Annotated in this window: 22 protein-coding genes; 18 read left to right on the top strand and 4 right to left on the bottom strand. The window is 28.3% G+C overall.

Annotated elements, in window-relative coordinates:
* Window position 1 precedes the first annotated feature (1 nt).
* The 13 genes from VIM70_RS19740 to scpB all read left to right on the top strand — a co-directional run bounded on the left by VIM70_RS19740 (window position 2) and on the right by scpB (window position 14,336).
* Window positions 2–871, top strand: a complete 870-nt coding sequence (locus VIM70_RS19740; protein WP_331947496.1) for a farnesyl diphosphate synthase — start codon at window positions 2–4, stop codon at window positions 869–871.
* A gap of 151 nt (window positions 872–1,022) precedes the next feature.
* Complete coding sequence (gene dxs, locus VIM70_RS19735; protein ID WP_331947495.1) at window positions 1,023–2,885, top strand: 1-deoxy-D-xylulose-5-phosphate synthase; 1,863 nt, start codon at window positions 1,023–1,025, stop codon at window positions 2,883–2,885.
* Window positions 2,886–2,920: 35 nt separating this feature from the next.
* Window positions 2,921–3,742, top strand: coding sequence for a TlyA family RNA methyltransferase (locus VIM70_RS19730; RefSeq protein ID WP_331947494.1), 822 nt, complete (start codon window positions 2,921–2,923; stop codon window positions 3,740–3,742).
* 15 nt (window positions 3,743–3,757) lie between these two features.
* Window positions 3,758–4,639, top strand: coding sequence for an NAD(+)/NADH kinase (locus tag VIM70_RS19725; RefSeq protein ID WP_331947493.1), 882 nt, complete (start codon window positions 3,758–3,760; stop codon window positions 4,637–4,639).
* Window positions 4,608–5,060: an arginine repressor gene (locus tag VIM70_RS19720; protein WP_331947492.1), complete on the top strand. Its 453-nt coding sequence runs from the start codon at window positions 4,608–4,610 to the stop codon at window positions 5,058–5,060. Before VIM70_RS19725 ends, VIM70_RS19720 begins: the two co-directional genes overlap by 32 nt.
* Before the next feature lie 11 nt (window positions 5,061–5,071).
* Window positions 5,072–6,766, top strand: a complete 1,695-nt coding sequence (gene recN, locus VIM70_RS19715) for a DNA repair protein RecN (protein WP_331947491.1) — start codon at window positions 5,072–5,074, stop codon at window positions 6,764–6,766.
* A gap of 352 nt (window positions 6,767–7,118) precedes the next feature.
* Window positions 7,119–8,330: a SpoIVB peptidase gene (spoIVB, locus tag VIM70_RS19710; protein WP_331947490.1), complete on the top strand. Its 1,212-nt coding sequence runs from the start codon at window positions 7,119–7,121 to the stop codon at window positions 8,328–8,330.
* Between the two features lie 195 nt (window positions 8,331–8,525).
* Window positions 8,526–9,338: a sporulation transcription factor Spo0A gene (spo0A, locus tag VIM70_RS19705; protein WP_331947489.1), complete on the top strand. Its 813-nt coding sequence runs from the start codon at window positions 8,526–8,528 to the stop codon at window positions 9,336–9,338.
* A 239-nt stretch (window positions 9,339–9,577) separates the two neighbouring features.
* Window positions 9,578–10,228 carry a stage II sporulation protein M gene (spoIIM, locus tag VIM70_RS19700; RefSeq protein ID WP_331947488.1) on the top strand — a complete coding sequence of 217 codons (651 nt, stop codon included), beginning with the start codon at window positions 9,578–9,580 and terminating at the stop codon, window positions 10,226–10,228.
* A 268-nt stretch (window positions 10,229–10,496) separates the two neighbouring features.
* The gene (locus VIM70_RS19695; protein WP_331947487.1) at window positions 10,497–11,375 is read left to right on the top strand and encodes a tyrosine recombinase; all 879 of its coding nucleotides are present in this window, start codon (window positions 10,497–10,499) and stop codon (window positions 11,373–11,375) included.
* Window positions 11,376–11,661: 286 nt separating this feature from the next.
* On the top strand, window positions 11,662–12,765 hold the full coding sequence (locus tag VIM70_RS19690; protein WP_331947549.1) for a D-alanyl-D-alanine carboxypeptidase family protein: 1,104 nt from the start codon (window positions 11,662–11,664) through the stop codon (window positions 12,763–12,765).
* Between the two features lie 229 nt (window positions 12,766–12,994).
* The gene (locus tag VIM70_RS19685; protein ID WP_331947485.1) at window positions 12,995–13,735 is read left to right on the top strand and encodes a segregation/condensation protein A; all 741 of its coding nucleotides are present in this window, start codon (window positions 12,995–12,997) and stop codon (window positions 13,733–13,735) included.
* Window position 13,736: 1 nt separating this feature from the next.
* The gene (gene scpB, locus VIM70_RS19680) at window positions 13,737–14,336 is read left to right on the top strand and encodes an SMC-Scp complex subunit ScpB (RefSeq protein WP_331947484.1); all 600 of its coding nucleotides are present in this window, start codon (window positions 13,737–13,739) and stop codon (window positions 14,334–14,336) included.
* Window positions 14,337–14,460: 124 nt separating this feature from the next.
* Here the strand turns inward: scpB and ytfJ are convergent, their stop codons facing one another.
* Window positions 14,461–14,883: a GerW family sporulation protein gene (gene ytfJ / locus VIM70_RS19675; RefSeq protein WP_331947483.1), complete on the bottom strand. Its 423-nt coding sequence runs from the start codon at window positions 14,881–14,883 to the stop codon at window positions 14,461–14,463.
* Entirely contained in the window at window positions 14,876–15,472 is a 597-nt protein-coding gene (locus VIM70_RS19670; protein WP_331947482.1) for a DUF2953 domain-containing protein, read from the bottom strand. Before VIM70_RS19670 ends, ytfJ begins: the two co-directional genes overlap by 8 nt.
* A 135-nt stretch (window positions 15,473–15,607) precedes the next feature.
* Here VIM70_RS19670 and VIM70_RS19665 point away from each other — a divergent pair, with 135 nt between their 5' ends.
* The gene (locus tag VIM70_RS19665; protein WP_331947481.1) at window positions 15,608–16,738 is read left to right on the top strand and encodes a D-alanyl-D-alanine carboxypeptidase family protein; all 1,131 of its coding nucleotides are present in this window, start codon (window positions 15,608–15,610) and stop codon (window positions 16,736–16,738) included.
* A 183-nt stretch (window positions 16,739–16,921) separates the two neighbouring features.
* Here the strand turns inward: VIM70_RS19665 and VIM70_RS19660 are convergent, their stop codons facing one another.
* A complete protein-coding gene (locus tag VIM70_RS19660) occupies window positions 16,922–18,520 on the bottom strand; it encodes a recombinase family protein (protein WP_331947480.1) in 1,599 nt (532 codons plus the stop codon).
* Between the two features lie 231 nt (window positions 18,521–18,751).
* On the opposite strand from VIM70_RS19660, the gene VIM70_RS19655 reads away from it, so the two are divergent.
* Both VIM70_RS19655 and VIM70_RS19650 read left to right on the top strand, forming a co-directional pair.
* Window positions 18,752–18,904 (top strand): hypothetical protein, encoded by a 153-nt coding sequence (locus VIM70_RS19655; protein WP_331947479.1) that lies wholly within the window; start codon window positions 18,752–18,754, stop codon window positions 18,902–18,904.
* 101 nt (window positions 18,905–19,005) lie between these two features.
* Window positions 19,006–21,324, top strand: a complete 2,319-nt coding sequence (locus VIM70_RS19650) for an ATP-dependent Clp protease ATP-binding subunit (protein WP_331947478.1) — start codon at window positions 19,006–19,008, stop codon at window positions 21,322–21,324.
* Between the two features lie 50 nt (window positions 21,325–21,374).
* Here the strand turns inward: VIM70_RS19650 and VIM70_RS19645 are convergent, their stop codons facing one another.
* Window positions 21,375–22,070: a phosphatase PAP2 family protein gene (locus VIM70_RS19645; RefSeq protein WP_331947477.1), complete on the bottom strand. Its 696-nt coding sequence runs from the start codon at window positions 22,068–22,070 to the stop codon at window positions 21,375–21,377.
* A gap of 153 nt (window positions 22,071–22,223) precedes the next feature.
* On the opposite strand from VIM70_RS19645, the gene VIM70_RS19640 reads away from it, so the two are divergent.
* Complete coding sequence (locus VIM70_RS19640) at window positions 22,224–23,186, top strand: sulfide/dihydroorotate dehydrogenase-like FAD/NAD-binding protein (RefSeq protein ID WP_331947476.1); 963 nt, start codon at window positions 22,224–22,226, stop codon at window positions 23,184–23,186.
* Window positions 23,183–24,460: an FAD-dependent oxidoreductase gene (locus VIM70_RS19635; protein ID WP_331947475.1), complete on the top strand. Its 1,278-nt coding sequence runs from the start codon at window positions 23,183–23,185 to the stop codon at window positions 24,458–24,460. The genes VIM70_RS19640 and VIM70_RS19635 overlap by 4 nt, the downstream gene beginning before the upstream one ends.
* Window positions 24,461–24,612 lie beyond the last annotated feature (152 nt).

The raw sequence follows: 24,612 nt of genomic DNA, 5'->3' as shown, positions 1-24,612 counted from the left end.
AATGAATATAAAATTGCTGAAAGATGATGTAGAACAATGGATAAGTGAATATTTTGAAAAAAAGCGTGAAATTAGCAATAGAAATTTTGAAGCAATGATTTATAGTATAAAAGTAGGCGGAAAAAGAATAAGACCGATTTTAATGCTTCTTACATATGATATGTACATGAAAGATTATAGAGAAATTCTGCCTTTTGCAGCAGCCTTGGAAATGATTCATACATACTCACTTATTCATGATGATTTGCCTTGTATGGATAACGATGATCTGCGTAGGGGTAAACCTACAAATCATAAAATTTATGGCGAAGCAATAGCAATACTCGCAGGGGATGGCCTATTAAATGAGGCCATGATAATAATGTTAAATCAATGTTTAGATGGAGATTTAAATAAAATTAAAGCAAGTGCATCCTTAGCAAAAGCTGCTGGTGCCGAAGGGATGATAGCAGGGCAAATATGTGACATTTTAAGTGAAGGAAAGGCAATATCAGAGGAAGAACTTCTGTATATGCATAGAAATAAAACTGGAGAACTAATAAAAGCGGCAATAGTATGTGGTGCTATCCTAGGTAAAGCGAATGCTGAGGATTTAAGTAATTTAAAAAAATATGGTGATAAATTAGGATTAGCATTTCAAATAAAAGATGATATATTAGATATAATTGGTGATGTAACTATTTTGGGAAAAAATGTAAAAAGCGATGAGTGTAATAATAAAACCACTTTTATAACCATGTATGGTATAGAAAAGTGTAAAGAAAAGTGTAATGATTTGACACAGGAGTGTTTTGAAATGTTAAAAAAGCTTAAGGTAGATACAAAATATTTAGAAGAACTCACAGAATTTTTATTAAAAAGAGAATACTAAAAATACAATTTTGGTTATTAATTATTTTTGTATTAAATGTAATTAAATTGTTTTCTAGTTGGAAATAGCTTTTGAATTAAATAATATTATATGATATAATATTTCCATAAATGTGGGTAAAATAATATATTTAATAAAAGAGGCTAGATATATGGGTAAAATATTAGATGAATATAATGATATAAATGCAATAAAAAAAATGTCTATACAAGAATTGAATGCTTTTGCACAAGAAATTAGAGAATTTTTAATTGAAAAAGTATCGAAAACAGGAGGGCATATAGCCTCTAATCTAGGTATAGTGGAATTAACATTAAGTATATATAATGTTTTTGATTTAAATAAAGACAAGGTCATATGGGATGTTGGTCATCAATCTTATGTACATAAAATCCTTACTGGAAGAAAAGATAAATTTGATTTGCTTCGAAATTATGGTGGAATAAGTGGTTTTCCTAAAAGAGAAGAAAGTAAATATGATATATTTAATGTAGGTCATAGTAGTACTTCTATCTCTGCTGGACTCGGCATTGCTAGAGCTAGAGATTTATTGAAAGAAGACTATCATGTTATTTCAGTAATAGGTGATGGTGCACTAACAGGAGGCATGTCGTTTGAGGCTTTAAATGATGTTGGATTTAGAAAAACCAAAATGATTATTGTCTTAAATGATAATCAAATGTCTATTTCTAAAAATGTTGGAGGAATATCTAAGTATTTAAGCCAATTTAGAATTGATCCAACGTATAACAAAATAAAAAAGGAAATAAATGCTACGCTTAGAAAAATACCTAGCGTAGGTGACGGTATGGTGAGTTCAATTCAAAAACTTAAAAATGGAATAAAGCAGGTTATTGTACCAGGGATGTTGTTTGAACATATGGGTATAAAATATTTAGGACCTATAGATGGGCATGATATTAAAGAAGTAAGTAAAGTATTAAAGCTTGCTAATAATATAAATGGACCAGTGATTATTCATGTCATAACTAAAAAGGGCAAGGGTTATAAATTTGCCGAAAAAGAACCGCATAAATTTCATGGACCTGGACCATTTAATTGCTTAAGTGGAGAGCCACTTAGTGGACACACGGAAAGTTATTCTGATGCATTTGGAGAGCAGATTACGCTTCTTGCAAAGGAGAACAAAAATATTGTTGCAATAACAGCAGCAATGCCTGACGGTACAGGTCTTAAGACATTTTCAAAAGAGTTTCCAAATAGATTTTTTGATGTAGGAATTGCAGAACAACATGCAGTTACTATGGCTGCAGGAATGGCAACGCAAGGGTTAAAACCCATTTTTGCAGTTTACTCAACTTTTCTTCAGAGAGCATATGACCAAATTTTACATGATGTATGTCTTCAAAAGTTACCTGTTATTTTTGCAATAGATAGAGCTGGAATAGTTGGGCAAGATGGAGAAACACACCAAGGAGTATTTGATTTATCATATTTATCTCATATTCCTAATATGACAATTATGGCCCCTAAATGTATAAGTGAACTAAAAACTATGTTAACATTTGCAGTTAAACAAGATTACCCAATTGCTATAAGATACCCTAGGGGAGGGGATAATTGTAACGTTTTAATGTCTCCAATTGAAGACTTTAAGAAAGGAAAATGGGAAACTATTTTTGAAGGTGGAAAAATAGCTTTTATAGCTACAGGCAAAATGGTTCAAGATGCTATTTTAGTTAGAGAAAAGTTAAGCAATATTGGAGTAGAAGCTACTGTAATTAATGCATGTTTTATTAAGCCTATTGATAAAACCCTAATTTCTGAGCTAGTGGATAAAAAGTATTCTTTAGTGACTATAGAGGATAACCTTGTACATGGTGGTTTAGGGTCATTAGTGCTGGAATATGTAAATTCATTGGGGACCGCTACAAAGGTTATTAATTTAGGACTAAAAGATGAATTTATTCCTCACGGAAAAGTTGACATATTGTATAGATTATGTAAATTAGATGTGGATGGAATTTTTGAAAGTATTTTAAAGTTAGTTTAAATAAGGTTATTTAGTTAATTTTTGAGGAGTTTTTTATGTTGGAAAATAAAGAGAGATTGGATGTTATTGTAGTTGAAAGGGGAATTTTATTTTCAAGGGAAAGAGCAAAGGAAAATATAATTTCTGGAAATATATTTGTAGATGGTATTAGGAGTACTAAATGTGGGAAAAAGGTAGATTTATTGTCTAGAATTGAGTTTATTGGAGAAGATATTCCATATGTAAGTAGGGGGGGATTGAAGCTTCAAAAGGCTATAATTTGCTTTGACATTGATCTTAAAACTAAAGTCTGTATTGATATAGGTGCATCTACAGGAGGGTTTACGGACTGCATGCTCCAGCATGGGGCATCTAAGGTATACGCTATTGATGTTGGAACAAATCAATTAGATGAAAAGCTCCGAACCGATGCGAGGGTAGTATCAATGGAAAAGACAAACATAAGGTATCTAAATAGTATAGGTGAACTTGCTGATTTTGCTAGTATAGATGTATCATTTATTTCACTTGAAAAAGTTATTCCAAATTTACTCAACCTATTAAAAAATGATGGCAGTGTTGTAGCTTTATTAAAGCCACAATTTGAAGTAGGTATAGGCATAGTAAATAAAAAAGGTGTAGTTAAAAAACCTAGTGACCATGTGGGAGTTATAGTTAAATTTCTAAACCTTCTGAAATGTCTGAATGTAAAGGTTATTAATGTTAATTACTCATCCATAAAAGGACCAAATGGCAACATTGAATATTTAATTTATTTTACAAAAGATAAAGAAAATGAACTTAAAGAATATTATGTAAGTTATCTTGGAGACAATATAAAACAATTAGTTAATAAAGCTCATGAAGATTTAAATTAGGATCAAGGAGGGAATATGAAAAGCATTGGCATTAATATAAATACCACTAAGGACAAAGATGGAAAAATAAGTGAATATGTAAAAAATATTGTTAATAAATATATTGATGATAAGAATATATTTATATTTAAAGATGCCATTGGCCTTCAGAATATCAAGTATGATCATTTGGATATTATTATTGCTTTAGGTGGAGATGGAACAATTTTAAGAACATCAAGGAATTTAAATAACCCTAATATACCTATATTAGGAGTGAATATTGGTAATTTGGGATTTCTTTCTAGTGTGGAGATGTTAGAATTTGAAAGCGCTATGAAAAGATTTATTGAAGATGATTATTATGTTGAAGACAGAATAATGCTTAATTGCAATTTGCCTAATCGGGGAGAGAGTGAAAATTATACTGCTTTAAATGATATAGTTGTATCAAAGGGTACACTAGCGAGAGTTGTTAAATATGTGATTTATATAAATAACAAGTTTTATATTAATTATACAGGGGATGGACTTATAATATCTACGCCAACAGGGTCTACAGCATATTCTTTATCTGCTGGGGGACCAATAATTTATCCTAATTTAGATGTAATAGCTTTAACACCCATTTGTCCTCTATCTTTATCTTTGAGAACTATAGTGCTGGACTGTAAAAGTGAGATAGCTATAAGTATAAAATGTGAACATGAAAGTATATTTTTGACTTTAGATGGACAACGGGTAATAGAGTTAAATAATTTTGAAAAAATAGTAGTTAGTGTTTCTAATATAAAATGTAGGTTGGTTAAATTTAATGACTATAATTATTTTGACATTTTGAGAAAAAAAATAATTTCTAGAACAATAGATTGTGAGGGAGAAAAAGATGAAGATTTCACGTCATGCAAAAATAATTGAGATTATTCAGGGAAAAGAGGTTGAAACTCAAGAGCAGTTAGCGGAAGAATTAAAAAATAATGGATTTGAGATTACTCAAGCAACTGTATCTAGGGATATAAAAGAATTAAAATTAATTAAGGTTATGAATTCACATGGAACTCACAAATATGCAACTAGTTCTCCCGGTGATAGTTTTTTATCAAATAAATTGGTGAATATTTTTTCTCAAACAGTGATTTATGTTGATCATGTGGATAATTTTATAGTGCTTAAAACTATTTCGGGAGCTGGGGCTGCTGCAGCAGAAGCGTTAGATTCGTTAAAATTCAATGGAATTGTAGGAACTATAGCTGGAGATAATACTGTTTTTATTTTAGTACGACGCGAAGAAGATACAAAAGAAATAATCCAAAGAATTAAAAAAATGATTAGTGAATAGGAGGAATTAGTATGCTCCTACAATTAAATATTATGAATTTTGCCTTAATTGAGAAATTGAGTATTAATTTTGAACGAGGTTTTAATGTTCTTTCAGGTGAAACAGGAGCAGGAAAATCAATTTTAATTGATGCTATAAATTATGTGTTAGGTGGAAAATTTAATAAGAACTTAATTAGAACAGGGCAAGATAAAACTTATGTTGAAGCAATTTTCACTATAGATACCAAAAGTAATAAAAATGTTTTAGATGAGATGGATATTGATTATGAGGACACAGTATTTATTAGTCGCGAAACATTTCAATCTGGGAAAAGCATTGCTAAAGTAAATGGTAAATCAATGTTGCTTTCAAAGGTTAAACACATTAGCAAAAATCTATTAGATATTCATGGACAACATGATAACCATAATTTATTAGATAAAGTTAATCATATATTTTATGTGGATTCATTTGGAACTGATAGGATTGATCATGTTCTTTCTGGGTATAATGAGAAATATACAAAAATGACTAATATGAAAAATAGAATTCTTAAACTTGAAGGCAATGAAGGTGAGAGGGAAAAAAGAATTGATTTCTTAAATTATCAGATAGAAGAAATTAAAAATGCCAATCTTAAAAATGGTGAAGATCAAGAACTTTTAGAAAAATATGCAATAGTCAGTAACGCAGAAAATTTGGAAAAACATTTATCAAAAAGTTATGAATTGTTATATACCAGTGATGAAGAAAATACGTCAGTATTTGACAATTTAGCCATGACAATTAAAGAACTCCGAAGTATTGAAAAACACATGGAGAAAATAAAAATAATTACAGACTCTTTAGAAGAAAGCTACTTTAATATAGAACAAAACATTGCGGAACTAAGAGATTTAAGAGACACAATATATTTTGATGAAAAAGAATTAGAATATATGAACGGTAGAATAAACCAAATTAACATTTGTAAAAAAAAGTACGGTCCAACAATTGAAGAGATTTTTCAATATAAAGATAAAATTGAAATTGAGTATGAAGAATTAACTAATAGTAGTGAAATAATTACTATTCTTAAAAAAGAAAAAGTTGTTATAGAGAGTGAAATGAAAATTCTAGCAAATGAAATTCATAAAATTAGATGTGATACAGCAAAAGATCTTCAATATAAAATAAAAGAGGAATTAAATTACATCGGACTTGAAAAAAGTAAGTTTCATATTGAAGTAAAACAAGAAAACGAATTTTATGAAAATGGTTGTGATAAAGTTCAATTTTGTATATCTACTAACCCTGGAGAACCTTTGAATCCTTTAGAGGATATTGTGTCTGGTGGAGAATTGTCACGTATAATGCTTGCACTCAAAACTGTATTCGTTGATAAAGATGAAATACCTACGGTTATCTTTGATGAAATAGATACTGGTATTAGTGGTAGAATCGCACAATGTGTTGCAGAAAAAATGTATTCAATATCATTAAACCATCAAGTTTTTTGTGTAACTCATTTGCCGCAAATAGCTAGTATGGCAGATATTAATTATTTAATATCTAAAAATGTTATAAATAATAAAACCTATACTAATATTATAAAAATGAATGATAAAGAAAAACAGCAAGAAATTGCTAGAATGATAGGTGGCACAGAGGTTACAAAATTAACCTTAGAAAATTCTAAAGAAATGATAAACATGGCTAAAAACAAGAAAATAATTAGTTTGTAATTTTTTTGTAAAACATTAATAAAAATATGTGTTATAGGGAAAAATAAAGTCATATTATTAAGGCTTTATTTTTTTTGCTCTTTTATTACCATAGTTTATATTTTATTATTACTTGAATCTTTAATTTAGCAAATAAAAAATATTCATTATAAACTATAAAGTTTAAATAATCTAAGATTAATAATTTAAAAAAAGGTGGAAATAATTCTAATTAAGAAAGATATTTTAAATATATCAAAAATTAGTTTTAAATCTATGTGTTTGACTGTTTTTGAATTTATGGTATAGCATAATATAAAGAATTCGAGGGTAACTTAGAGTAATGACAAAAAAAGAAAAGGAGGTAAAGCTTATGAAGAAAAGAGTAAGTATATTATGTTGGGTTATGACACCTCTGTTAATAATCACTTTATATTCATGTTTTAATGTTCAAAATAAAGTTGTTTCCATGTTTAATAGATCTATAGAAAGTTTGTATACGAGCCAATTTGCAAAACAAGATAAAAGTAGTATTATTATTAAACCTAGTATAGAAAAAAAGAAGGGTGAAATAGATAATACTCAAAAGGTATTAGCAGTTAAATCAACTTTTGCAAAAAACAGTCAAGAGATAACTGTTTATCCAGGAGGTCAACCAATTGGCGTTAAACTCAATATCAAAGGTGTTTTAGTAGTAGCTTTATCTGATATTAATGGTGCTAATGGTAAAGTATCAAGTCCTGCTGCAAAAGCAGGTATACAAATAGGAGATAGTATAATAAAAATTAATGATGTTGAAATAAATAGTGCGGAAGATTTAACGAGGTTTGTAAATAAAGGAAAAAATTCAGAACTTATTCTTAAATTACAACGTAAAAATTCTGATATGTTTGAAATAAAAGTAAAACCAACGCTGGATTCTTCCGATGGAAAACAAAAAATTGGGCTATGGGTAAGAGATTCAACTGCTGGTGTTGGGACATTAACTTTATATGATGATAAAACTAAAAAATTCGCTGCGCTAGGTCATCCAATTACGGATTCTGATACTGGAACAATACTAAATGTTAATAGTGGTGTAATTGTATCATCTAATATTGTGTCCATAAAAAAAGGAACAAGAGGAAGCCCAGGAGAGTTAAGAGGTCTCTTTATAAATGAAGACAAAATTAAAGGTCAGATAATTACAAATACAGAATGTGGTATATTTGGAGATGGGACTAAAAGTCTTATAAATGATAAATTTAATAAGCCTATGAAAATAGGTTTAAGAAGTGAAATTAAAGTAGGAAAAGCTCAAATTTTAACAACTATAAATGGTAGTGAACCGGAAATGTTTGAAATAGAAATACAGAAATTATTACCACAAAATACATCTGGATCTAAAAGTATGGTTATTAAAGTTACAGATCCAAGACTTCTAGAAAAAACTGGTGGTATAGTTCAGGGAATGAGTGGTAGTCCTATAATTCAAAACAATAAAATTATAGGTGCTGTGACCCATGTATTAATAAATAAACCTGAAGTAGGATATGGAATATATATAGAATGGATGCTAAAAGATGCTGGTATTTTAGCAAAATAGCTAGTATTTTTTTAGAAAAAGGGGTAAAATATATATTAGGAGTTAAAGGATAGCATATGCTATCCTTTATTTTAGAAAAGACGAATAATAATTATTTATTTGTAAAATTTCTTAATTTAAGAAGGAATTGTAATTCTTTTGTCGAATTAATATTTGTTAAGATATGGGAATTTATTAGTGAGGGGGAGTTATAATATGGAAGAAACTAGAATTAGCGTGCTTATTGCAGATGATAATAAAGAATTTTGCAATATTTTAAATGATTATTTGTTAAGCCAAAGAGATATTATGGTTACAGGCATAGCAAAAGATGGTATAGAGGCTCTTAAATTAATAAAAGAGAGAAAACCAGATTTAGTAGTATTAGATATCATTATGCCACATTTAGATGGTCTTGGTGTACTAGAAAGATTAGGTAGCATGGAGCTTGATCCAATACCTAAAATAATAGTATTATCTGCAGTAGGACAAGATAAAATTACACAAAGAGCTATAGCTTTAGGTGCAGATTATTATGTAGTAAAACCATTTGATATGGAAGTTTTTACAAAACGAATAAGACAGATGTTTAACAATACAATTTCTAGCGATACCAGTAAAAAATCAATTTCATTTATTGATACAACTGAAACTAGAAAAAGTCGTAACGAACCAATGGACTTAGAAGCTGAAATTACAAATATAATTCATGAAATTGGCGTTCCAGCTCATATTAAAGGTTATATGTATTTAAGGGAAGCAATTACAATGGTAGTAAACGATATAGAACTTCTTTCTGCAGTAACAAAGGAATTATATCCATCCATTGCTAAAAAGTTTAATACTACCGCTAGTAGGGTAGAGAGAGCGATTAGACATGCTATAGAAGTAGCATGGGGACGTGGACAAGTTGAAACTATAAATAAAATATTCGGTTATACTATACATAATGCTAAAGGAAAACCCACAAATAGTGAATTCATAGCAATGGTTGCCGATAAATTAAGATTACAGAACAGAGTTAGTTAATTAAATAATATAACCTATACAATTTATTTGTATAGGTTATATTATTTTAATAAGGAAATATGAAGTATAAAAAACTATGTTATTACTAATGTTAAATTAAGTATGCATATAACCCTCTTTACTATCATAAATATGAACTAAGTTATAATATTCATATACAAAATAACGTGAATAATTTTAACAACATATTATGAGTAGATACTAAGTAAATAAAATAATAAACAAAGGGGGAAAAATTTATGTCATCTAATACATTAGTAAGTAATATAAACAAACATATACAAAAGAATTTTTGGTTGTATATTATAAGCATTCTTTGTGTATTTACAGGTATAATTTTAGGTATCTATAGCGTTAAATACATGGGGGAATTTGAACGAAATGATTTAGTGAATTACTTGACGAATTTTATTGATCCAACAAACACTAGTGGGATTAGTTATAAATTAATATTTTTACAATCTATTAAAAATAATCTCCCTGTGATTATTTTTCTTTGGTTTTTAGGCTTAACTATTGTCGGAATACCAGTAATTTTAATAATTGATTTATTAAAAGGATTTACTGTTGGGTTTACTTTTAGTTTTATGATTAGTGGGCTCGGAAAGAGTGGTATTGGAATTGCAATACTAGGGGTATTGCCTCAAAATATAATTTATATTCCGTGCATTATTTTTGCATCAGTAGTATCAATGGAATTTTCTATAATGCTACTTAAAAATAAGTTTAATAAACAATGGACAAGTAGTCTATCAAGTAGGTTAATATATTATAGCGTAATCTTTATTGTATTAATAATTTTCCTTTTTATAGGAATAGTTATAGAATCATATATTGCACCATATTTTGTTAAAAATCTTATTAATAATTTGGGAAGTGTAGTTAAGTGAAGCATAAAGATTTATTGCATTTTGTTATGTTAACAATAAAATGTTTCATTATTTTATTAATAATTGGGATTTTTATGCCCAAAGCTGTAGATTATATGCTGCACAATTTAATTAATAATACAAATGTTTACAAAAACAGTGTTGTTGTATACAAATTAGTTGATAATAATTACAAATTAGTTTATAATTATATTCTTACATTTTATTTATTTTTTAAAGTCTAACCTTAATATAAATATAAATATTCTCTAAAATATGGGAGAAAATTATGAAAAATTTATTGATAAACTATATTGAAAATTTAAAAAATAAGAATTTAACTAAAAACACTGTAGAAGCTTACACTAGGGATGTTAAACGATTTATAGAATTCTCAGAAAATAAAAATGAAACTATAGAAATTATTGATAACATAACAATAATGGCATATTCTGAGCATCTTAAAAAAGAGGGTCGCGCAAATAGTTCTATTGCGAGAAGTATAGTTTCTATCAGAAATTACTATAAATATCTTATTGAAAATGATTATGCACAATATGATCCTACAGCATATTTTTCTATTCCTAAAATTAAAAGGAATGTACCCCAAATTCTTACTATAGAGGAAATAGATGAATTATTAAATCAACCACAGGAATTAACGGTAAAGGGGTCTAGAGATAAAGCAATGCTAGAATTGATGTATGCAACAGGTATAAAGGTTTCAGAACTTTTAAGTTTAACAATATATGATATTAATTTAGAATTGTTATACATAAGTTGCAATAATGGTAAGAAAAATGAAAGAATAATTCCTATAGGTTCTCATGCAGTTAGGTGTCTATCTTTATATTTGAAGATTCGATTTAAAATGAATTTTAATAATTTGAATTTACTATTCTTAAATATAAAGGGTAACAAGATGACAAGGCAAGGGTTTTGGAAAATAATTAAAGAGTATGCTAAAAACACAAACATAAAAAAAACAATAAATTCTTATACAATAAGGCACTCATTTGCTGTTCATTTATTGCAAAATGGTGCTGGTATAACTTCAGTTCAAGAACTTTTAGGTCATAATAGTATGTCTACGACTCAGGTTTATACAACAATAGTTAAAAAGAGTAAATTGGCAGAGATTTATAAGAACACTCATCCTAGAGCATAAAGATTATGATTAGAAATAAGAATTCGCTTTCATTTATTATGAAGGTGGATTTTTTTTGTTTTACAGTTAAAATAATATTTTTAATTTATTACAAATAAATAGTGATAATATCAATGTAAATTGGTAAAAATAATGTTATAAATTTTGAATAGAGCAGATGGCATTTTAAAATTGTTATCTAGCGGAAAGGAATTCGAGGAGGATGCATATGAGAACGAGCTTTAAAAATGTATTATGTTTAATTTTATCATTAATTTTTACAACACAGCTTTTTGGTATATCAGCTATGGCAGTAGGAGAAAATAAGGATACTAAGGGAATTGTAGTGCAAGCAAGTTCAGCACTATTAATGGAACCATCTAGTGGAAAAATAATATATGAGAAAAATTCTCATGAAAAATTCGCACCTGCATCAGTAACTAAAATAATGACTATGTTACTGGCTATGGAGGCAATAGATTCAGGTAAGATTAAATTACAAGACAAAATGACTATAAGTGAAAACTCTAAAAAGATGGGTGGAAGCAGTATGATACTTGATACTGGCGAAATAAGAACGGTGGAAGAAATTTTAAAAGGTATTGCCATCGCATCAGGAAATGATGCAGCAGTGGCAATGGCAGAGTATTTAGGAGGTAGCGAAAGTGCTTTTGTAAATATGATGAATGAAAAGGCAAAAAGTCTTAATATGAAAGATACTAGTTTTAAAAATTGTACTGGGTTACCTGCAGATGGACATTTTACAACTGCATATGATATTTCAATTATGTCTAGAGAGTTATTAAAACATTCTAAAATATTAAAATATTCTGGAACCTATATGGAAACTATCTCTGAAGGTAGAAAGTCACCAATTGGTCTTGTAAATCATAATAAGCTTGTTAGGTTTTTTAATGGGTGTGATGGGCTTAAAACTGGATTTACAGACGAGGCTAAATATTGTATATCAGCTACTGCAATCAGAAGCAATGTAAGAATGCTTGCAATAATTATGGGTGCCCCTACTTATAAAATAAGAAATAGTGATGCAAGTATGTTAATGAATTATGGATTTTCTAAATTTGAAACTAAAAAAGTTATAACAAAAGATCAAGACTTAGAAAAAGTAACTTTAAATAAAAAAGGTGATAAGTTCCTAATGGCCAAAGCACAAAAGGATTTTCTCATAACACTTGAGAGAGGTAAGAAAAATATAATTACTAAGAAGTTTGTTATAAATGAAGGGCTTAAAGAATATAAAAAGGATGCAGTAATTGGAATTTGTGAAATATATATTGACAATAATTTAAGCGGTAAAATTAATATCTATAGCGATAGAGATATTAAAAAATCTAGATTATGGGATAATATTAAAAGTAATTTTTTAGACTTATTTGATAAATCAATTTAATAAAATTATAGCTTCTGGGCAAAAAACTTGCTTAGAAGCTAAATTTTTATAATTTATTATCCTTTAATAAAGATAAATTGTTTTTATATTAATATTGAAATTTAGATTATAACAAGATACTAGTTATTCTTTCCAAGATGCATTATAATTAAAATAAACTTGATATAGAGAAATAAAAGTAAATTAAATATTTCTTTATAATTAATTATTTATTTAGGAGAGAGTGTACATGCCATTAAGTATAAAAGTAACTAATTTTGAAGGCCCATTTGACTTGTTATTACATCTTATTAAGAAAAATGAAATGAATATCTATGATATAAACATTGTTGAAATAACAAATCAGTATATGCAGTATCTCAAAAGCATGAAGGAAATGGATTTAGAGGTGACATCAGAATTTATTGTTATTGCTGCAACATTAATTGAGATAAAATCCAAATACTTATTGCCTAAAAATAAAGAAGAACTTAGCGAGGATGAAGAAAATGATGTTGAAAAGGAATTACTAAATAAATTAATAGAGTATAGAAAATACAAAGTTATTGCAGAAAGCCTAAAAATTATGGAACAGGACACTGGTATAATGATTAGTAAAAAGCCCGAAATAATCGAAGAAAACAATGAAACTAATAAAGAAATAGATTTCCTAAGGAATGTTACGATTTTGGATTTATATAATTATTACAATGATTTAATGTTAGAATATATAAATAAAATGGATACGGATAATGTTATCACTAAAAAAATACTAATAGATGAATATAAAATAGAAGATAAAATGGAAGAATTGAAAGAAAAACTTGATTATTTTGGGAAAATTCATTTTACCAAATTTATTTATGGTTATTCATCAAAATTGGAAATTATCGTTACTTTTTTAGCATTACTAGAGCTAATTAAAATTAAAAGTGTTAGGGTAATTCAAGAAAGTAATTTTAAAGATATATATTTAGAAAGGGTAATTTAATATGAATGAATTTAATGTTAAAAGATTAGAGAGTGAAAAGAATTCTACTAAATCCATATATTTCTCTATTATTGAATCATTGTTGTTTGTTGCGGGAGAATCATTAAAGCTAAATGAAATGGCAAGTATATTAGAATGCAGCACTAATTTTACAAGAGAGCTATTAAATGAATTAAGATTGAAATATGAAGAAGAAAGCAGAGGTATTAGGATTTTAGTCACTAATAATGAATATCAATTTGTTACAAAATCCTGTAATAGTGAGTATGTTCAAAAACTATTAAAGACAAATATTAGGCAATCTTTATCCCAAGCTTCACTTGAAACTTTAGCAATAATTGCATATAAACAACCAATCACGAGAGTGGAAATTGAGATGATAAGAGGGGTCAAGAGTGATAGAGCTGTTTATACCTTATCAGAAAAAAAATTAATCAAGGAAAGTGGAAGAAAAAATGTTCCTGGGAGACCAATTATTTATGTAACTACGGATGAATTTCTTAAACATTTCGATTTTCATAGTCTAGATGAAATGCCGCATTTAGAAGATGTTAATAAAGACAATCTGAGGCCGAATACTGATCTAGATCATTTTGAATAGACTTTTGGAAGATGATTTGTATATAGTTAATAACTCCACTATAATAAATTTTTTACTTAAAATTTATTATAGTGGAGTTATTATTTTAAATATCAAAAGTTTTATATTTAATAATTAAAAGCAATTATTTATCTGAATTTTCTTTATCACTAGGCTCTGTATCTTTGTCAGTTTTATCTTTAAACATACCCTTAATAATATCTATTACCTGTGGTACAGCATCAACGATTTTATCATATGTATTTTGTTGATCTACAGATAGTAGTCTTATAGAATCATTTTTAACAACTAAAAATGCAACAGGTTTAACAGTGACTCCAGCACCAGAACCACCACCAAAAGGATATTTAGTAGTTAAATCTGAATCTTTAATGTTATTGAATTCGCTTCCTCCTGATGCAAAACCAAAACATACTTTTGAAATAGGAATAATTGTAGTACCATCTTGTGATTTTATAGGATCCCCTACAATGGTGTTTACGTCTATCATATCTTTTATATTTTCCATGGTACTCCTCATTAAGTTTTCAATTGGATGATTATCCATGTATATCTCCTCCTTTATAATTTTTAATATTAAATTTGTTGTGTTTTATTTTTACAAGGCAAGGTAACATCTTAAATGCCATATAAATAACTTTTGCTAAATTGATATAAATTATACTTGAAATTTCCATATATAAATCATTTTCTTCAAAATGAGGAATAACTTTAAAATCTATCTCTTTAACTTTTACAAAACTCTTTAACATCAAATACAAAAGACTATAAGTGGAATGAATTAAACCATATAAGATAGCTACCATAGCAGCATCATCTAATCCATATTCTATTTTAGTATTTAAAGAGAAAGTAGACTTAAACTTTAAGCTTTTAGTTTGATGAATAATCAATTTTATATCACTTAGATTTAAAGATCTCAAGAAAGTTTCTATTTTGTTTCCTTTTGAAGGATCTATTGAAACACCTTTTGTAGTGTTTTTTATAGTTTTTTTCAAAGGGCTTTTTACCATAAATCCTTTATTATATATGTAAATTTCCAAAACTTTGTTTATATATTTAAGAGTTATTTTTAAAGGGATTGGAAATAATATAACTGTTATCACTAAAATGAATACTATTGTATATTTAAGCATCGTAACCTCCGATTTTATTCAATAACTGGTATTATACCCAAAATCATATAAAAATATCAATAAGGTATTGTAATTTACATTATCTATAAGTATTTAAATTTTTAAAATATATTAAAATCTAAAAGAGGTGAAATTATGAAAAGGAAATTTAAAGTATATTTATCATTGTTTTTGGGATTGTTTCTTTTATCTACAACTTTAATTCAAAATGTCTATGCTACAGATATAAATGTTAATGCTATTAGTGCTATAGCATTAGATTGTGATTCAAAACGTGTTTTATATGAAAAAAATGCATACACTCCAATTGAAATTGCAAGTACTACAAAAATAATAACTGCCTTAGTAGCAATTAAATGTGGAGATTTAAACAAGAAAATAATTATATCAAAAAAGGCTGCTTCTATACGCGGTTCTGAAATTGGGTTAAAGGAAGGGGAAGAAATAACTTTAAAAGAGTTATTATATGGACTATTGTTAAGGTCAGGAAATGATGCTTCAATTGCAATTGCAGAAGGAATAAGTGGAAGTGTTGATGAGTTTTTAAAGCTTATGAATGAATATGCATTAGAAATTGGCTTATTAAATAGCAATTTTGAATCACCTCATGGACTAGATAGTAGCAATCATTATTCTACAGCATATGATTTAGCTTTAATTACTTCAAAAGCAAAAGAAATTAAATTTTTTAATGATATAGTAAGTTCTAAAGATATTGATGCTAAAGAGTATAACTTTACTAGAAGTTATCACAATATAAATAAGATTCTATATCTTTTACCAAATGCTACTGGAGTAAAAACTGGATTTACTGGAAAAGCAGGTAAATGTTTAGTAACTTCTGTTAAAATTCAAAATAGAGATATCATAATAGTTACACTAAATTGTACACCTAGGTGGAAAGAAACTGAAAAAATAAATAATTATATAGAAAAAAATTATCAATATAAAAAGATAATCAATAAAGATAATGTTTTAGCGCGCCTTAGTGTAGAAAATGGAATTGATGATTTACAATTAGTAAGTAATAAAGATATTATAATTCCGGTAAAAGAAGATGAGAAAATTGAATTTAAAATTAAAAAGCCCCTATATAAAGTATATACACCGATACAAGCAGGACAAAATGTTGGTAGGATAGAAATCTATGCAAATAATAAACTCCTTTATACACAAGCTCTAGTAAGCAAAAATGAAGTGAAAAAGAAAAGCAATTTTAAACAAAATTTGGATAAGATAAAGAACTTAATAATTCTCAATAAATAAAAAAACAGCAAAGCCTCTACTATTTATCTCAATTTAAGTTGTAACAATTTTAACCTTTTTAAATATTTTAATAGTAGAGTACTTTAGGAGGTTATATTGATGAGTTATGAACCATACGACTGTATTGATGTCGGAAGTGAATTTTGTTCTAGAAACACTAAACTGCGATAAGCAGTTTAGTGTTTACTTTAAACGCACTAAATCAATTTTTACAATACCTTTATAACCATCCCAATATATTGACTTAACAACAGTATTAAGTAATAAACGTTTGTTATTAAAATTTAAGGTATCTATTATTGATGAAAAGTTATCTAAAGAATATAAAAAATTATTTACATTCGAATTATCATCTTTGTATTGATAAGAAATATCTTTTAAATTTTCATATTTAATAGTTAATTTCTCTAATTCAATTCCTAATTTAGAAATTTGAGGTGTTATATATTGGGACATTTCGTTGCTTAAAGATAATTGATTTACAAGAATATCTATTTGACTTTGTTTTATATTTATTAATTTAGGTAAACCATCTATTTCAGATAACATGAAACTATTTTTAGATTGTTCACTTTTGATTTTATTTAACTCATCTAATAAAATGCTTTTTTGTATAGTGATATTTTTTAAATTATCAACAACTATTTTTTCAAGCTCATCTACTCGGATATTAGGATTATTACATCTTTCCCCTCTTGAATAATCTTTAGTACTGCAGACATAGTATTGAATTTTCTTATTAGTTATCGCACTTATATGACCATGTTTTACAATAATGCTTTTACCACATTTGGAACATTTTAAAAACCCTGTGAGCAGTGCCGCAGCAGAAGTTCCGAGCCTTGGAGCTTTGTTTTTATTCTCATCTAATATTTGTTGAACTTTAATCCAAAGGGGAGCACTAATAATACCATCATGAGTTGATATCGCAGCTATCCACTCAGTTATGTCTCGTTTAATTTTTGAACCTTTACTTTTATTATAGGTTAAAATACCATGCTTATTATCAGCTTTTCCCATTACATTCATGCCAATAATTTGAAGATGTTCTATAACAGTGTCGTTTGCTCTAACATATAATGGATTCCTTAATATAAGTTGAATTCTTTTCTTATTAAAATCGACTCCGTTTTTTGTTTTGATATTCTTTTTAAAAATGTAAATAAAAACTTGATTAATTGATTTGTACTGTAAATATCTGTTGTAAATTATTCTAACGACATCTAATTCTTTTTTTATAGGTGCTAATGTATACATTGTCTTTTGTTTGAACTGAGAATCTAAATAGAATAGTTTTTTACTTTCATAGCCTAAAGGCGTTTGACCGCCTAACCATCTTCCAGTTTTAGCAAGTTCTAACATATTGTCACGAACCCGCTCTCCTATAGTTTCTCGTTCAAGTTGCGCAAAAACGGAGGCAATGTACATCATGGCGCGCCCCATAGGTGTTGAAGTATCAAAACGTTCATTTACACTTATAAAGCTTATGTGTAAATTGTCTAATTCATTTATAAGGAGAGTAAAATCAGAGATATTTCTACTTATTCTATCTAACCTATAACATATCAGTACATTAAATTTTTTTTCTTTTGAATCAGAGAGCATTTTTTGAAACTGGGGTCTTTTAATATTTTTACCTGAAAAACCTTCATCTTCGTATATTATAAATTTTTCAAAACCCAAATGATTACCTTCACGTTTACATATTTCAATTTGATTAATAATTGATTCTCCTGTTCCCGTAATTTTTGATTTTCTGGAGTATATAGCAGCGATTTTCAATTTATTTACTCCTCAATAATTGATTTAAAATAATATTTTTTTTCTAAAGCCATAAAAGATAAAACTATTTATCTTATAAACAATAATATCTTTACAAAATAAAGATATGTCTTTTAAAAAATAATATTACGTAAAAATGTATATAACTAAATTTATTTAGTTATATACATTTTTGTAACATTAAGTTTAAAGATACATACTATAATATAATAGCTTATTTGGAGGATTATCATGAAGGTTAATTCCACAATTCTTTTAGAATTAAATGAGAGAGAAGTAGAACTTTTGAATGAACGGTATACACGGACCTTTGCAAAGCTAATAACGTCGCAGCTTTCATTAGAAGAAATAACCCAATTAATAGAAAAAATTATGATTACTTAGGCTAATTTAACTAAACAATCCGATTTTTTGGAACAAATCTTATTAAAAAATGATATACTATAATAATATTCAATACATCATAAAATATGGAGATGAGTTATATGAAGTTATGTGAAATATGCAAAAAAAATATAGCAATGATATTAACATCAAAAATTGAAAATGGAAAAACTGAAACTATAGGATTATGTATAGAATGTGCTAAAAAAAAGGGTATTCCAGTTATGGATCAATTGATGCAACAAGCGGGGTTATCTTCCGAGGATATTGAAAGCTTAAATGAGCAAATGGGTAATATGTTTAAAGATATGAATTTGGAAGATATGAATCTTCAGGATTTAGATGAAACAGATATGAATATTGAAAGTGATGATAAAAAAAACATTATTGGAAATATTTTAAATGGATTATTTACTCCAGCTGATAAAAGTGACAATTTTATAGAGGATGAGGCTGAAACTTCCCCAAAGATTAAAGAAATATCTGAAGACAAATTAAAAAAGAACTTGTTTAAAAAGAAACGAAAACATTTAGATACATATGGAATAAACCTAACAAACAAAGCAAAGCAAAATGCTGTAGATAAGGTTGTTGGGAGGAATAAGGAAATAGATCGCGTAGTACAGATTTTAAACAGAAGAACTAAAAATAACCCTATATTAATTGGTGAAGCGGGTGTCGGTAAAACAGCTATTGCAGAGGGCCTTGCTTGCAGAATTGTAGAAAAACAGGTTCCAGAAAAATTATTTAATGCGGAAGTTTATTTACTTGATCTCACTGCGGTAGTTGCAGGTACACAATTTAGAGGACAATTTGAAAGCCGTATGAAGTCAATTATTGAAGAAGCTAAGGAAAATGGAAATATAATATTGGTTATTGACGAGGTACACAATATTATGGGTGCTGGTGAAGTCCAAGGCGGAGCGATGAATGCAGCCAATATCTTAAAACCTGCTTTAGCTAAGGGAGATATACAAGTCATTGGAGTGACTACCCTTGAGGAATATAGAAAATATATAGAAAAAGACGCAGCACTTGAGAGAAGATTTCAACCAGTCTTAGTTGAGGAACCTAGTATAGAGGAGACAATTGAAATTTTAAAAGGAATACGAGGTTACTATGAAGAATATCATAAAGTTAAAATATCAGATGAAGTAATTGAGGAAGTTGTAAATTTATCTGAAAGATATATAACAGATAGATTCTTGCCAGATAAAGCTATAGATGTTATTGATGAAGCAGGCTCTCGAGCCAATTTAAAAAATAAAGGCCTTGTGGAACTGGCAGGATTAAAAGAGGAATCAGAAAAAATTAAAAAGAATAAGAAGGAAGCAGAGGTAAATGGAAATTTTGAAAAAGCTGCAGAATATAGGATGAAGTTATGCAAAATAAAAGAAGATATTAATGAGACCCAAAAAAAATGCAGTGAAGTTCAAATTACTATAGAAGATATTGCTTTTGTAATTGAGTCATGGACTAAAATTCCGATTCAAAAGATTACAGAAAAAGAAGCAAAAAGGTTGTTAAACTTGGAAGGAAGATTACATAAACGGGTTATAGGCCAAAATGAGGCTATAATAAGTTTATCTAGAGCAATTAGGCGGAATCGTTCAGGATTTAGAAAAAAGAAAAAACCATCTTCTTTTATTTTTGTAGGACCAACGGGGGTAGGGAAAACAGAGCTAGTTAAAGCACTATCCTGTGAGCTTTTTGGGAGCGAGGAAGCACTGATACGTATTGATATGTCTGAATATATGGAAAAACATACAGTTTCAAAGCTTATAGGAGCACCACCAGGTTATATAGGTTATGATCAGGGTGGGCAATTGACTGAAAAAGTTAAAAGAAAGCCATATTCAGTAATACTTTTAGATGAAATAGAGAAGGCTCATCCGGATGTATTTAACATGCTACTGCAAATTCTAGAAGATGGAATACTAACAGATAGTCAAGGTAGAACTGTCTTCTTTGAAAATACTGTAATTATAATGACATCCAATGCAGGTACTAAGTTTAAAACAAGTAACATTGGTTTTGTTCAGGATAATTACGATATCTTAGAAGCTCGTGTGAAGGATGCTTTAAAAGAATCTTTTAAACCAGAATTTTTGAATAGAGTAGATGAGATTATTGTATTTACCCCTCTTAAAAAGGATGAGCTTCGCAAAATAGTAGATTTAATGATTATGGAAGTAATGGAAGAGGTAAGAGAAAAAAAGATTATATTAGAGGTTTCAGAAGATGTTAAGGACTTTATACTAGAAAAAGGTTATGATGAAAAATATGGGGCAAGGCCACTTAGGCGTACTATTCAAAAATACATTGAAGATGAAATTGCAGAGCATTATCTTGAAAATAAATTTAGTGAAGGGTCAAATATATCCATAAGATTAAAAGACAATAAAATTGTTATAAAATAAAGCATAAAAGCTGCTAAAAAATACTTAGCAGCTTTTATGCTTTATTTTAATTATTGATTAATATTTTGTTTGCCCATAGTATATTTTTTTTCAAAATCTTCTTCATAACTTTTTTCATAAGTCTTTTTGGAATTATAAAGATTGTATTGGCGTTCAACATACACAATAGAATTGTAAATTACATCGCATAAAAATAATGCGAAAAAAATATCCATTATTACGTGTTGTTTAACAAGTTGAGTAGATATAATAATAAGAAATCCCATAATATTTACTGGAATTTTTATTGATTTTCTAGCATTGGTAGCATTAATTCCTTTCATAGCTAAGTATGCAGTAATTACATGTATACTTGGAAAACAATTAAATGGTTTATCAGAATTATAGGTAAATAAAACTAATTTAGAGAATATATCATGTCCTGTAACTAGGGGCCTTGGAGTAGTGGTTTGAAAAAAGTAAAAAGTAATAAATGCAGCAACATAACATAGTACTAAAGTAACCATAATCTTATAATAAACTTTTCTGTTTTTAAAGCACAAATAAGTAAAACAAATGGCTAAGAAAAACCATAAAGACATATAAGGAATTATGAATATTTTTATAAGTGGTAAAGATCTATCTAAATCAGTAGATAAATCATAAACGCCTCTTTGAGTGTTATTTAATGTCCAATAAAATAAATTAGATAAAGGAATAGAACCAATAAGTAATAGTGGCAGTAGATTTTTAATAAGTTTTTTCACATAATCAGTCCTTTCTTCAAAGATTAGTTTAACTGAAAATAAGAAAAATTTCAATGATTTTTTAAAAGGTTTTTATGAATATTATGTCATTAATATAAAATTTAGTGAATTATAACTCTATATATTATTGAATTTATTAGTGATTATCGTTGTTTGGCGTCTCAACCATGTCCTTGCCATCTGGCAGAAACAGGAGATTGTATATTATGTTCACAGCTAGCAGGTAAAGATTTCTGTGACTGCTGCAATTTTAATGGAGTATGTATTTATCAAGAATATGCTTCAAACAACTATAAAGCTAAAGAAAGTAGAAAATATTACAATTGTAAAATATTAGAGAAAAATAAATTTGAAGATAATATTGTTACATTTAAAGCGTGTGCAAGTGATAAATTGGTAAGTGAATTGGTTCACGTTGGAAGTTATGTTTTTGCACGTAGACCAGATACTGAAACCAAGTTTGATATGCCTATATCAATAGTGGATACTGATACGAGAAATAATACTATAACTATTGCAATAGAAGTTAAAGGGCCTAAAACCAAAGCATTAAATGTGTTAAATGTAGGGGAAGAACTACTAATAAAAGGGCCATTTTGGAATGGTACTTTAGGACTAAAAAACATATATAAAATTAAGAATAGTAAGTGCTTAATTGTAGCACGAGGGATAGGTCAGGCACCTATGATACCAGTGCTTAAATATTTGCACGCAAATAATAATGAAATTATTGTTATTCTTGATAATTCACCATATAAAAATAGTTTTGTTTTTGAATATATACAAAAATATGCTTCAAAAATTATAAACTGCAATACTATAGTAAATGGCAAGATAACAGAAGAGTTTAATAATATATTAAATAATTTAATTAGTAATAATGATATTAGTTTAGTTCACTGTGATGCTGCAGATGTATTAAATTATGGACTTATGAAGGTAGTAGAAGATATTGACGAAAATATCAAATATTCTTGTTGTAATAATGCTAAGATGTGCTGTGGAGAAGGAATATGTGGTTGTTGTACAAGAATAAATAACGATCTTAAATTAAGAAGGCTCTGCAAAATGCAGACGGAACCTAAATATGTATTGGAAGGGAGGAGAATATTTTGAAAGTAATCATAATTGGTGGTGGATGGTCTGGCTGCAGCGCGGCAATCACAGCAAAAAAAGCAGGAGCTGAGGTTGTAATATATGAAAAAACAGATATGCTTTTAGGGCTTGGTAATGCAGGTGGTATAATGAGAAATAATGGTAGATATACTGCTGCTGAAGAACTGATAGCACTTGGGGCAGGTGATTTAATACATGTTACTGATGGGAATAGTAGACATAAGAATGTTGATTTTCCTGCGCATAAAAATGCCTGGCTCTATGATGTAAATATGATTGAACCAGCGGTGGTAAAATGTTTAAAAGCTATGGATATAGAATTAAATATGATAACAAGAGTGGTAGATGTTGAAAAAGAAGGAAATAAAATAAAAGGAATTTATCTATCAGATGGGAAATATGTAGAAGCTGATGTATTTATAGAAACCACAGGTTCAACAGGTCCAATGGGAAACTGCTTAAAATACGGGAATGGCTGTTCAATGTGTGTTTTAAGATGTCCAGCTTTTGGTCCGAGAGTAAGCATAAGTTACAGAGCGGGTATTGAAGATTTAAAAGGTGAAAGAGAAGAAGATGTATATGGAGCTTTTAGCGGTTCGTGTAAACTGGCTAAGTCTTCTTTAAGTGATGATGTTATGAAAAAGCTAAATGAGACAGGAGTGGTTGTTTTAAAAGTTCCAGAAGAGGATGTAAATTTAGATAAACTTAAAGTGAAGGTGTGTCAACAATATGCCATCAAAGAGTTTGCAGAAAATATGATTTTATTAGATACAGGAGATGCAAAACTTATGACTTCATATTATCCATTGGATAAATTAAGAAAAATTCAAGGGCTTGAAAACGCTAAATATATTGATCCAATTGCAGGAGGAAAGGGGAACTCCATAAGATACCTATCGGTAGCTCCGAGAACGGACAGTATGAAGGTTGTAGGACTAGATAATATGTTTTGCGCAGGAGAAAAGTCTGGATTATTTGTAGGTCACACAGAGGCTATGATAACGGGTGCACTAGCAGGTCATAATGCAATAAGAAATTGCTTAGGAATGCCTCTATTAATATTACCAAGATCCCTAGCTGTTGGAGATATAATAGCCTATGCAAATGAAAAAATGAAATCTAAAGAAGGCAGAAGAAATAGATATACTTTTGCGGGAGCAGAGTATTTTAAAAGAATGCAGGAACTTGGACTTTATACAATGAATATAGACGAAATTAAGAGGAAAGTAGAGAAATTAAATTTAACTGATATATTTAAGGAAAAATTAATATAAATTTAAATGGAAGTTAAGATGGGACATAATAGCTTATATTACAATATAAGCTATTATGTCCCATTAAGGTGTAAATGCTAAATTGTTAAGCAAACAAGGCTTAAAGAGGACATAAGGAATATATAATGCTATTATCTATGTATTTATTGATA

The sequence above is a fragment of the Clostridium sp. genome (assembly GCF_036569345.1).
Classification (GTDB): Bacteria; Bacillota; Clostridia; order Clostridiales; family Clostridiaceae; genus Clostridium_AD.
Note: the sequence above shows the minus strand (reverse complement) of the source record. Positions and strands in the feature narration are given on the sequence as shown.